8 protein-coding genes and 1 pseudogene are annotated in these 12692 nt (G+C 38.0%); 3 read left to right on the top strand and 6 right to left on the bottom strand.

Features of this window, described 5'->3' with window-relative positions; all coding sequences use genetic code 11:
- Window positions 1-56: 56 nt before the first annotated feature.
- Both J8Z28_RS03055 and J8Z28_RS03050 read left to right on the top strand, forming a co-directional pair.
- On the top strand, window positions 57-2534 hold the full coding sequence (locus J8Z28_RS03055; RefSeq protein WP_250659868.1) for a hypothetical protein: 2478 nt from the start codon (window positions 57-59) through the stop codon (window positions 2532-2534).
- Window positions 2535-2853: 319 nt separating this feature from the next.
- Entirely contained in the window at window positions 2854-4014 is a 1161-nt protein-coding gene (locus tag J8Z28_RS03050) for an RNA-guided endonuclease InsQ/TnpB family protein (protein WP_284693435.1), read from the top strand.
- A gap of 69 nt (window positions 4015-4083) precedes the next feature.
- On the opposite strand, the gene J8Z28_RS03045 is transcribed toward J8Z28_RS03050, so the two are convergent.
- A complete protein-coding gene (locus J8Z28_RS03045; RefSeq protein ID WP_250659866.1) occupies window positions 4084-5181 on the bottom strand; it encodes a PKD domain-containing protein in 1098 nt (365 codons plus the stop codon).
- A 41-nt stretch (window positions 5182-5222) separates the two neighbouring features.
- Between J8Z28_RS03045 and J8Z28_RS03040 the strand changes: the two are divergent.
- A pseudogene (locus J8Z28_RS03040) lies at window positions 5223-5561 on the top strand (substrate-binding domain-containing protein); the annotation flags it as partial.
- A gap of 116 nt (window positions 5562-5677) precedes the next feature.
- Here the strand turns inward: J8Z28_RS03040 and J8Z28_RS03035 are convergent.
- The 5 genes from J8Z28_RS03035 to J8Z28_RS03015 form a co-directional block, all read right to left on the bottom strand.
- Window positions 5678-6685 (bottom strand): LacI family DNA-binding transcriptional regulator, encoded by a 1008-nt coding sequence (locus J8Z28_RS03035; RefSeq protein WP_250659865.1) that lies wholly within the window; start codon window positions 6683-6685, stop codon window positions 5678-5680.
- Between the two features lie 19 nt (window positions 6686-6704).
- Window positions 6705-8114, bottom strand: coding sequence for an MFS transporter (locus tag J8Z28_RS03030; RefSeq protein WP_250659864.1), 1410 nt, complete (start codon window positions 8112-8114; stop codon window positions 6705-6707).
- Between the two features lie 85 nt (window positions 8115-8199).
- Window positions 8200-9378: a glycosyl hydrolase 53 family protein gene (locus tag J8Z28_RS03025; protein ID WP_250659863.1), complete on the bottom strand. Its 1179-nt coding sequence runs from the start codon at window positions 9376-9378 to the stop codon at window positions 8200-8202.
- Window positions 9379-9522: 144 nt separating this feature from the next.
- Complete coding sequence (locus tag J8Z28_RS03020) at window positions 9523-11871, bottom strand: glycoside hydrolase family 2 TIM barrel-domain containing protein (RefSeq protein WP_250659862.1); 2349 nt, start codon at window positions 11869-11871, stop codon at window positions 9523-9525.
- Between the two features lie 104 nt (window positions 11872-11975).
- Complete coding sequence (locus tag J8Z28_RS03015) at window positions 11976-12686, bottom strand: SDR family NAD(P)-dependent oxidoreductase (RefSeq protein ID WP_250659861.1); 711 nt, start codon at window positions 12684-12686, stop codon at window positions 11976-11978.
- Window positions 12687-12692 lie beyond the last annotated feature (6 nt).

The raw sequence follows: 12692 nt of genomic DNA, 5'->3' as shown, positions 1-12692 counted from the left end.
TTTCAATTAAACGCAGTATTTTATATTGCATACAATATACAAACAAAGCAACTAAAATGACAAAAATTATATCTCTCACATTATTAACTTTACTACTCACTGCCTGTCAGCCCACGCCTAATACTAGTGCGAATAATAAACCTGATATCGGCAACATAAAAAGCGGCCCAAGTAAAATGCAAGCAAACATTACCGTCCAGGGCTATACCAGCACACTCAATAATATCGATATTGAGTTTTTAGGAAAAACAATTCCATATACATACAGCGATGGCAAAATAGGAAATAGTCGGGGCTACAACTGGTGGGTAAGTAAGCACTTTGCGCTAAAAAGTGATCTACCCAAAGAGAAGGTCACGCTATACTTAGAGCTACTTGAAATGGCATATCCACATTATGTTGCTTTATTTGGTATGGCTCCCCCAAATATTGAGCGCCAACGCATTGCAGTTGTTTATGGTAGTAGTCGCTCCCGTGTACGAGAAGCCATGCTTGATGATGGTTTTTTACGTGGGGTACATAAAACGGCCGGTGGTGAAACCATGTTTTATAACCGTGCCGGATATAATTTCCCCAGCCACCGTGAGCACCATCAGCGTTATATAGTTATTCACGAAACCATGCATGCTTTTCATATGGCATTAAACGGCCATTCAACGTGGGCACCTAATTGGATCACCGAAGGTTTAGCTGATTCGATTGCTCACCATGTTTATGATCCTAAGCAAAAACAACTCACCGTCATGGTATTTGATCGCGCCCCAATGAATTACATTGAAACCGGTTTAAAACAATATTACAGCGCAAATAAACCTACAATTGAAGAAATAAATGACGATCCAGCACTAAAACGTGGACTTAATTTTTTTATTATTCATTATCTTTTAAGCTCTCCTGAACGGGCACAGTACTTTGCTCACTTTATTGAAGAGCTCAGATTAGCGAACCCACACAGCGAAGCCACACTTTCAACAGCTAACTCACTGCTTAAAAGTACTTTTAAAAATTGGTCGGAAATAGAACAAGGTTTTGCTGATTTTGTAGAAAATATCCAACCTAGTTTCCATATTGTATCAGGGCCTTGGGAGCAAGACGGTAACGCTTACTGGCTACGTAATACTCAATCAACGGCGTTATCACGATTAGATATTAATCCCCCCTCAGCTGCCAACCACCCAGTCATGGACTTTCCAGCGCCAAAGCCGAGTTCACTCATTGATGTAGCAAATAAAAACCAAGTGGCCGCGCTAATCGAGTTCGAAGCTGCTCAATTACATCGAGGAAACATTGGCATAGCACTACAAGGAAAGCGTAACCAAAAAAACCAAAAATATCGCCGTACTTTTGTTGGTGAAGAGCAGGCAAGTGATGATCAATTGCTGATGCTGCTTATTGAAGATGGCAGTCACTTAATTATAAATGCACAAAGCTACGATAACTTTAAAGCAAAGCAAATAGCCCTGACACCTGAGATAAAAAGTGCATTAATCGCAGATAAGAAACTTGCAATAAACCTAACGCTCGAGCAAGCACAATTAAGCATTAACTTACACGCTCAAAGTAATAGTCAAAAAGTAACCCAACAATTTTCTATTCCCCTGAATAAGCAAATGATTTCAACACTTAACAGCGAAAAGATCAGCTTATTAGGTCAAAATAACAACCATAAAATCACCCCGTACTTATTTAACCCTACCCCCACTCGCTTGGTGTCTATCACAGCAGAGAATGCGCTTACAAACCCTTGGCTTTTTAAAAATTATGCTCTATTAAACCGAGTGTTTAAAACCTGCCAGCAACACGCGAGATTTATACCACAATGCGATCTTGAGTTGAGTAATATTTTGGCAAAACTCCCCTCTATAGAGCTGCACGATGAAGCCAGTTCTGAACTAGAGTTCTTGGAAAATAAATATATAGCCACGTTAAATAATGCTGGTTTTAGTACACTTTCCGGGGTTAAATCTGATATTTATTATCACCAACAGAAGCCTTTTTTAAGAGTTGTCAATCCAACTGATTCCCCTTTAGAAATTACTGCACAAGTAACACTCATAGATAGCGCTGATAAGCCAAGCAAAACTCATCAGCTAAAACGCAACTTGACTTCAGGAACACATAATATCTCACTGCCAACAGAAATAAATGCTGATAAGATTACTATTGCGCAAACTCTCAAATGGAAGTCGTTAACGCACCAAACTACGCTCTCAAGGCGAGTAACCCCGTTTAATGGCGTTGAGTTCAATATAGTAAAAACGAAAGAGCATGAAGACCATTGGTTAGTAGCGTTTAATTTATCTGGGCCTTATTCTGGAGAAACAACTGGGGACATTATTCTAACCTCAACATTATTCGAGCAAGCCACCCCCGCAAAATCTCAACAGAAAAGTGTTGATATAGCACCTTATGAACAAAAAACATACACCTTCAAAGTAACAAAAACTGACAAACCACAACAGATTTCTGTAAAGGCCATTTTAAATGTTGATGGTGAGCCTATTCGTCTTATTCAAGAGCTAACTTTGTCCTAAGCTTAACAATAGGACAAAAGCCACTTTCGCAAGAAAGTGGCTTTTGCCTCCTCTTTAGATTACCATTGTTTAGTCCAGCGTTAACTGAGTTGATGTTGCTTTCTTTCTCTTGGTATTCAGCCACCTTTGGCCTAATTTAATTACCTTTCAATGCACTCATCAATATTGAAGTTGTCAGCTTTGGCGACACTTTTGCAACGTAAGTACAATTGAATGTTTATTTATCAACTTTACATCCAAGTAGTTCAATTTATAGTTAGTTTAAATACCAGAAAAAAGCTAAAGGGGTGTTTTGACTTTGAATAAATGAACCTTTGCAATTAAGTTTGGTGCGACAGCTCGTGGCATTTGGAATCTGTTGTTGTCTGAAAATATGCGTCGATATGAATACGATAAAACATTCCTGTTTTACAAAGATATGGCTTCTCTCCTCAAGGAAATTAAGCCATTCGAGGAATCTAGCTGGATTAAAGCGTTTGATTCTGCTGCTCAGCAGGTTGCTCGCGACTTGGAAACAGCGATGAAGAATGCATTTTCTAAAGGTCGTTTGCAGCATTTTCCAAAGCACAAAGTTTCCTACAAAAGGAAGCGGCTTCACAATGATAGCTTCCGAGCGCTCAATAATTCCAACTGTATTCGAATTGAAAATGACGCTATAAGCATCCCAAAGGTCGGCAAAGTGCCAATCGTTCTGCATCGTGAGCTAGTGAGCAAAATTAAGACCGTCACTGTTCAATATCGTCACGGAAAATGGGAATGCAGTATCACTCAGGAAGTGGAATGCAAAACGGCTAAACAAGTTTTGGAAACTATCACTGGCTTTGACATCAACTCAAAGCAAACGGTTGTTGGTTCGAACGGATTTGTGGCCGATAATCCGAAGTTTTTAAAACAGTCAAAAGAGAAGCTAAATCAATTGCAACGCCAGCTTGCACGTCGAACCAAAGGTTCAAATCGCTGGCAAAAAACAAAACAACGCATCAATAAATTACACGGAAAAATCTCAAGGCAAAGGCTGGACTTTGCGCACAAAACTTCACGACAGATAATCAATGAAACTGATATAGCGTGTTTTGAAGATTTAAACGTAAAAGCGATTCAAAAGTTCAATGGCAGCATGGTTGCCGATAACGTAATGGGGCTGATAACTCAGCTTTCAAAATACAAAGCTGAGTTAGAGGGTAAGTTGTATCACGAAATTGGTCGATTTGAGAAGTCCACTGGGATCTGCTCAGAGTGCGGCCAAAACCATGTTTTAACATTGAACGATAGGTATTTCACTTGTGTAGCTTGCGGAACGCATCAAAACCGTGATCTATCGTCGGCTAAGAGCATAGAAAAGACAGGTGAATTAGATTTAATTGCGGCTGGAATCGTCGCAAGAGTAGCACCCGTATCTCAGGAGAAACAATCCGTTAAAACGAAAGTCTTCGAATTATCGAAGTTGGATTTTGGATCTGAGAAAAAAGAAGCAGCCTAGCCGTTAAGCTAAACTGTAGAAGCCCAGTGATCAGAGCGAAGCGATGTCGCTGGATAGTTCACATATTAACTAACGACACCCTTGACTGTTAAAGTCGACGACTAAGCTTGCACCAGTGCTATTACCAGCTACTTTTAGGTAGCCCCAGTATTCACTCTGGCCTGAAATATAAATACACTCTCCATTTCCGCTATTATTTGACTCAGCCACTTCATTGTTACCATTTGGCCAACCACTTGCAGCGTAGCTTAGACTTAAATCACCACTACCATTAGCGGTGGTGATCGCAATACCATTTTGGCCTTGAACATCTGCAATGCTAAACCACATAGGATCGCTATTACCTAGACAAATTACTTCGCCATCATTTAAGCGGCCACTGCTTCGGCTACCTTGACTAGCACACACATCTGGCACGTTAGAAGTCACTTGGGTAAATGATGCTGTTAACTGAACGTTATCAAATGCATTATAACCTCTAACCATCACATGGTATCGGCCTACTTGTGCAGGATTTATAGCACACGACTCTTCGTTACCACCAATGTAAGGGCGACAATCATATATAGCTTCACTCGGTGCTGCTTCAAAACTTACATATAAATCCGCATCACCTGTACCACCAGTTAAATTAAACATAAGGTCGCTGGCGCCTGAAGGAACATCAAAAGTGAAATATAAAAATTCATCTTGAGCGCCACTGATGTTAATTGGCTGGCTATTCAATAGCACACCATCATCAACACTACTGTCAGCTTCGATAGTTGCTACTGTAGTGACAGTTTGGCTTGCACCTTCATTATCAACCACAGTTAATGTTATGGTGTATTCTCCTGCACTTGTGTAACTATGAGTAGGATTTGCCAGATTTGAACTGCTACCATCGCCAAAGTTCCATTGATAACTAGCGATACTACCATCGCTATCATTACTACCATTACTCGTGAAGCTTATACTGTTATTTTGCATGCCAGAATATGGGCCATTAATTTGTGCTATTGGTGGGGTATTAGTGCTCGTACCTGCAACTAAGTCATCGCACCACTGTACAAATTCATTCTCATAATTATTGGCCCACTCTACAGTTTTTGATTTATAGGCACTCCAATTACCAGTTCGGGTATGAGCCAACATAGCATCAAGTTCGTTGTTGTGACGTTCAAACATAAAGCGAACAGCTAAGTAACCCCAGCGATAAATTCGATCTTGGTGGCGAGCTTGCTACACAAAAACTATTAGCATCAGGAAAATCATTTTCAGCGGTATTCGTTTATAACGATGCAATGGCTATTGGTGCAATTTCTACCCTAGAAGATAACGGTTTTAAAGTACCTTCAGATATTTCAGTTCTAGGTTTTGATGATGTTTTATTATCAAGGTATTCAAGACCTAAGCTAAGCACACTGAACTACCCTATTGAAGAAATGGCAATGCAAGCAGCTAATATGTCGCTTGAGTTATCCACTTCTGAAACAAAAATAGATAGCAATAAAAGCTATAAACACATCCCGAGATTAGTTAAGCGAGAATCAACTAGTTTTAAATAAAAACGAGTATGAAGTATTTATTTGGTGATTCATAAAGATAATTCACTCCATTTATACGCATCTGTTTCTGATGCTAAATCTTTAAAGTTTATCTTTATAGAAAAATAACAATCAAGCTATTCTGAAATATCCTTTACTGAATCTCGCTCGACTAAATCAGCAATAAACAAATGCGTTTGCTTACTTACAGGCACTGAAGTATCACTTAATTTTATCGCTAAATTAGTCGCATAATGTGCCATTTCTTCTACAGGGTAATGCATCGTCGTTAAACGTGGGCGACAAGCTATACCTACCAGTAAATCATCAAAACCAATTACTGATACATCTTCTGGTACCCGAATGCCAGAATCAAAAAGGGCATGAATAGCACCTATAGCCATCAAGTCATTATAAGCTAACAAAGCGGTAAATTTTTCTCCTTTAGCTAACAATGCTTTAACAGCACTTTCCCCACCTTCAATATTTGCAGTTGATTCTTCTACATTATTAGCATCGAGTTTTAAGTCATTTTTTTCGAGTATATTTCTTATACCTTCGACTCTACAACCTGGATCTCTATTTTGATAAATGCTGGTTACCACGGCAAAATTTTCATGCCCTCTTTCAATCAAGTATTGTGTCGCTAATTGAGCGCCTGATAAATTATCTAACCAGACACAACGATTTGAAATTTCAGGAATGTAACGATTAATTAAAACCAAACCCGGTATTTCTTTTGCCAGTTTAATTAATGTTTTTTCGTCTGAGTATTCACTATGTAAAATAATCGCTTTACAGTTGTTTTCACGTAAAGATTCTATCGCTTTAAGTTCTGACTCCGTTTCATAAAGTGAGTTTGCCATCAACAACTTGAAATTATTTTCTCTTGCGCCATTTTCAACACCACTCGCTAAAGAGCCAAAGAATGGCATTGACAGCTTCGGCGTTACTACGCCAATAGTATTTGAGGTATTACTGGCTAAAGCACTAGCATTACTATTAGGCCGATAACCAAGTTCTACGATAACTTTTTTAACGCGTGCCCGGCAAACATCGCCTACTTTGCCTTTGTTATGAATTACCCTTGACACTGTAGCTATAGAAACACCCGCTACCTTTGCAACATCCTTAATTGTAGCCATCTTAAACACTCTACTTTTGTTATATTTTTTTTAATTGATTTTGTTCGAATCGCTCGTCTAACTTTTTCCGTGTTGCTCTACTTTTATCCGCATCGACGTGGTAATACCGTAAGAATAATAAAGGCAATAAAGCAAATAATACCGTACCCACTGACAAAATAAGCCGCATAGACATGATACTTTCACTTGTTTGGCTACTTTGTTTCATCGCATCAAAGCCTATTAGATTTAGGCATAAGCCTGCAATCAAAACCGCTAAGGCCATGCTAATATTCACTACCCAAGTATGCACAGAAACAAACAAGCCCTCACGCCTTTTATCATGCTCTAGTTCATCTTCATCACATAAGTCGGCTAACATCGACGGTATTAACATTGTCATTACTGTCCACACCGCGGTACAAAACATTGCATCAATAATGATTAACCATCGAGAATCGGGAGTAAATATAAACCACTTCATGATACCACCACAAACGGTTAACCAATAAACCATTTTCAGTGTATTAACTTTACCATAACTAACTGATAATTTTGATAACAATGGAATACTGAGCAAACCGAAAATAGCATAAGCACTCGATAATATCCCCTTCCATATAGCACCTTGTGCTACATCACCATCGTGTAAGTAGTAAACCAACAAATAATAATCCATGCTCGCAGTAAAAGCCCCACCACATAATTGCAATGCAGTGAGTATTAACAGTATTAATAGTGGTTTATTACGCCTTAATGTTTTTAAGCTCTTAAATAAGTCTGTCCTAGCGCTCGAGACGTTATGGTGGTGTACTTTTTCTTTTGAAAATAAAGCAGGAATACAACCGAGTAAACCTATGATAAAAATACCTACGCCCCAACCTACATACTTTATGCCAATAAAAATACTACTAAAAATGGCAAGCTGAGCTAATGGGAATAACCACTGATAAAGTAAAGAGCCAAACTTAATAAAATAGGAGGTAAACCCCATTATTTCTGTTCGTTCGTGATGATCGTCTGTCATTTCATAAGATAAACAGGTCATCGGCACAGACAAAAACATTACGGCGAAATAAAATAAAATTGAAAACACGGTAAAATAGCTAAGTTGAATTGCTTCTGACCAGTCAGGCGATACCATCCAAATCAAACCAAATGTTAACGCACTAACCCATGCCGCAACAAATATAAATGGTCTACGGCGGCCAAATTTACTTTGACAATTATCTGATAAGTGCCCGACCCATGGTCCAAACAACGTACTCATTAACATAGGAATGGTTAGCGCAATAGCCAACAAAAAAGGGTCAACCCCCAATGTCATTTGATAAAATGGAATTGCGAGAATTGGTACGCTTTGATTAGCAAAATACATGGCAAAAAAGCCAATACCTAAGGCGAGTTTTGGCTTTATTATGCCTTGCTTGTCGTTATTATAATGTTGCAAACATTCCACCAAAGGATTAAAAAAATTCGCCTATCGCTAGTGTATTCATCAGTAGTGAGAAAGTAAAAAAATAACCACGTTACAATTATTCATTGTGGTTTTCCGATAAACCATAATCTTGAACTATTTTATCATAAATTAGAAAGTCTTCCGGCTTAGCAGTATAAACATTTCCATTTTTAGTAAACATAGACAGCCCCCATTCCCCCGATAATACAGGTTCCCAGAAAAATGTCCCTAATCCACGTTCATTAGGCAAATTAAACATAATATCATTTAATAAACGTCGCTGAGGATTATACTCAACAATACTAAAACTTAACTCCGAATACGTTTCAGCTAACAAATTTAAAGTGCCTTGCCATTGAGTAGAAGGTCCTTGCCATTTTTCATAAGCAGATAAGCCTAATACATCGAACTTAACATCATGTTCAAGTGCTTGGTTAACCCAATAAACCAAGCCCTCTCTGTCGCCAGTATTTTCAATATGCAACATAATAGGGGTATGTTCGTTGACCTGTTTGACCCCTTTAATGCCAGCTTTAAGTAGTGTTGCTAGGTTCTCCCAATTAGCCGCACTACCATTCAGAGCGGTACTTTCAACAGAGTTATTGCCGTAGCAATCTGTGTCATCTGTGGGTATATGGATGAGCATACCAGGAGTAATTTCATTACCAACTTGCACCATATCGGGAACTACACCTACAGATTTCATATCGGTTAATACGTCTATCGTGTAGTTTTTAACCTCTACAGCTAAATCTTCGATGGTATTAATATTACGCCACGCTCGAGGAATGACTTGTTTATTGGGGTCGGCCCAAGTATCACTATAATGAAAATCAAGTAACAACTTCATCCCTGCCGCTTTTACTTGTTGAGCCATTTCAATGATATGCGCCTTATCATTATATGACTCACTTTTCGTCTCACACCACTCTCCTATGCCCGATGCATAGCCATACTCGGCATTAGGGTCAACAAAGGTGCGTAAGCGAATATAATTAAAACCATGGTTTTTCAATAACGATAATAGTGTTTTTTCATTACCGTCGGTATCTATAAAAATAGCGCCATTGTCAACAAACTCAGCTAAGCTGGAAACATCCGCACCTAAAATATAGCTATCACTAGTCCGGGTGTTATCTACTACAACCTCAGTCTGACTTTCCTCTGATGATTTATTAGTTCCACTACCACATGCACCCAGCAATGTAACTACAGTCAATAACAATGTTATTGTGATTTTTTTATTAAAAAACATGATGAAAACCCTAATTATATTAAAATAGCATTAATAACGAATTAAATTAATACTCTCGATTTCATTATCATACCAATGTCCACCTTCAAGTAGCTTAATACAGCAATGATAATCACTATATTCATCCGTTCTCGAAACTAATATTTATTTAACCGCATAGTCATTAAAAGACAAAGGCTCACTGTGAATATTGAGTGAAGTCGATTTAGCCTGAATACTGGCATTTTTTAAAGACTCACCTATACGCAATAATATTGCCGATTTTCCTTGTTCTGTATTACTCTTATTTGAATAGATGATCTCAATATCACCTTCACTGATAAACTCAATTTCATGATTGTTTATAGGGACTAAATTCCCCTGTTTATCAGTAAACTGCGCATAAACAAAAACAATATCTTTAACACCTTCAATAGGCTGTTTTCCGCTAACATCTAGTGTTAGCTTAAGGGTAACAGGTTTTCCTGCTGTAGTCACTTGATGTTCGCTCACTAATTTACCATTGATAAATGCTTTAGCTTTCAATTGTCCGGGTAAAAATTTATTCAGCTTAAACTCAAAAGGTGGATGAGGTAGGTGACTTGAAAACTTATTTTCAGTCGGTGTTTGTTTTGCCACTAGTATTCCGTTTAACCATAGCTCCACTTCTTCAGCATTACTAAAAACACGGACATTGGTAGCGGAGTTTTTATTCCATTCGCTAGCAATATAAACCATAGGGCCAGATTCATACTGTTCCGACTTTTCTTGTGGGCTTCTTTGACTTTGAAAAAAGTAATAACTGTATTTAGGCAGACGATTGATACTCATCACACCTGAAGCTTCAAGATCATCAGCATAACCACGGTTATAATCGAACATCACCCAGTATCCATCAGCAAACGCAGGAATAGTTAAATTATCATTATGCGCTTCTTGTATGTTTCTTGCCTGTTGTAATAATCGTGCTTCACCCGATCCTAATAATTGCCTAGAGGTTCTTTCCTCTGTTTTTAAGTCTGCCCATGCATCTTGATTCAAGCCTGCATTTTGTGCGTAATACTCCCAATCACCATATTCAGAAACATTATAAGGTTGAGTAGGCACATCATAATGTTTTTGACGGTGCTGACGTGCTTGTAAATACAGATCATAACCCTGTTGCCAACCCGCAGAATAACCATTTGAATCTTCTTGCTTAACCACTTGGTGCAAATCAGCAATAAACGCCTTTGGCATTTGTGACTCATTCAAAGAACATTCCCAGGCAAGTACACTGGCGTGATTTCTATCACGACGAATTAAGTCATGACAAGTTTGGATAATTTGTGCTTTGAATGAATAATCTTCAAAATAATATTGCCAACCTAAAATAGCATCAATTAAAACAAGGCCTAATTCATCTGCGGCATCCATAAAAGCTTTGGAGTGAGGGTAATGAGAAAGTCGTACATAGTCGAAACCAGCAGACTTTATTTTTACCGCATCACGATAATCCGCTTGTGCTGACGTGGCATAACCAACATGGGGATATTCTTGATGACGATTTACCCCTCTTAAAAAAGTAATTTCGCCATTAATTAATAATTGATGCTTAGCATTAAACTCAAATTTACGTAAACCGATACGGGTTTGTTTTTGCTCGATGAGTTGATTATCTAAGTATATTTCACTGACTAGTTGGTATAAGTTAGGCGTTTTTGGACTCCATAATTTAGCCTGATTAACGGTTAACTGTTGGCTAAATTGTTTATCGCCACCGGCTAATAAACTAGTGATTTTATCTTCTGTTTCTGTCATTAATTGCCCAGCAAATAATAATTTCTGTTTAAGCACAAACCCCTTGTTCTCAGGGTATTGATTGGCAATATGAGTTTTAACATTAACAACAGATTCATCGGCACTTATTTTCGGAAACGTAACAAATACTCCGCCACTGGCAACTTTATTAGCATGCATTTCATCAGTGATATGCAATGGACTTTTAATCAATAAGCTTACACCACGATACAGCCCTCCGTAAGTATTAAAGTCTAAGGTCTTAAGGGGCTTAGGGCCTATAGTCGGATTATCAACATTGCTCAATTTTACTTTAATAATATTCGGGCCACTAAAGTTGACCATATCACTAATGTCTAATGTGAAAGGTAAATAACCACCTAAATGTTCAGCTATTTTTTGATCATTTAACCAAACTTCAGCATGATTCATTGCCGCTTCAAAACGAATGAAAATTTTATTATTTTCCCATTGTGGCTCAACCACTAAATCTTTTTGATACCAAGCAATGCCTTGCCACTGTTCATTAACCACTAAAGGTTCTATTTTCGGCGTATGTGGCAAATTTACTGATTGCCATTGCTCTTTACTTTGCTCTGAATCTAAACGTTTGAACTGCCACTCTCCATTAAGGTTAACGGTGCTAGAAGTTATTGTTTTAGCTTGTATTTCACTACAGGCAAATAATGTACTTATCAGTACAGCAGAGATAATGAATAAAAATGGTTTTAACACCAGAAACTCCTTTTTTTCTTTAAAATCAAAAAAAATTGATTAATGAACGCTTCTCAATGGAAACAATTCAATGAATACGGTTTAACTTTATTTATAACCGTGCTTTAGCAAAAATTACTTTCATTTTCTGGTCGAATAACCATTTCATGAATCTGTACATTTGAATGTGTAAAAATCATGTTATAAATGCCATCAGCAACATCTATAGAACTTAAATACTCAGGCCTTGTCTGGTCACGAAAGTCGGTATCTATACCGCCAGGGTATAAAGAAAGCACCTTAACGCCTGTACCATGCAGCTCTTTTCTTAATACTTTAATGTAAGTATCAAGCGCTGATTTACCCGCGCTGTATTGCGCTGTTCCTGGGTTTGAAAACAAACAAGTCGTTGACAATACATTAAGCAGCACCCCCTTTTTCTTGGTTAACATTTTGGGTAAAACTAATTCAACAAAACGAAGTGGTGCAAAAAAGTTAATCTTCATCATCCATTCTAATTGTTGCCAATCAGGTTCACCTGCTGGTGTTCTTGATGAATTTAAGCCTGCGCAATTGATCAATATATCGACATCACCAAACTTACTTTCTGCAGCCAAAACAAAATCATTTATTTTGTCTTTGTTTGATAAACAAAAGCTTTCAGAAAAAATACGGCTTCTGTTTGAAATATCAGCCAGAGTTTGTGCCAGCTTCGTGCTATTTCTGCCACATAAACTCAAGTTAAAATTTAAACTAGAATCTTGCGAAGAGAGCTTAATAGCCAATGCTCGACCTACCCCTGAAGAGGCACCTGTAATTAAAATATGCTTAGACATATGCAA

Origin of the sequence: Pseudoalteromonas sp. SCSIO 43088 (genome assembly GCF_023650795.1) — a bacterium.
GTDB classification, from domain to species: Bacteria; Pseudomonadota; Gammaproteobacteria; order Enterobacterales; family Alteromonadaceae; genus Pseudoalteromonas; species Pseudoalteromonas shioyasakiensis.
The sequence above is the reverse complement of the archived record's forward strand: the minus strand, read 5'-3'. Positions and strand labels throughout refer to the sequence as shown.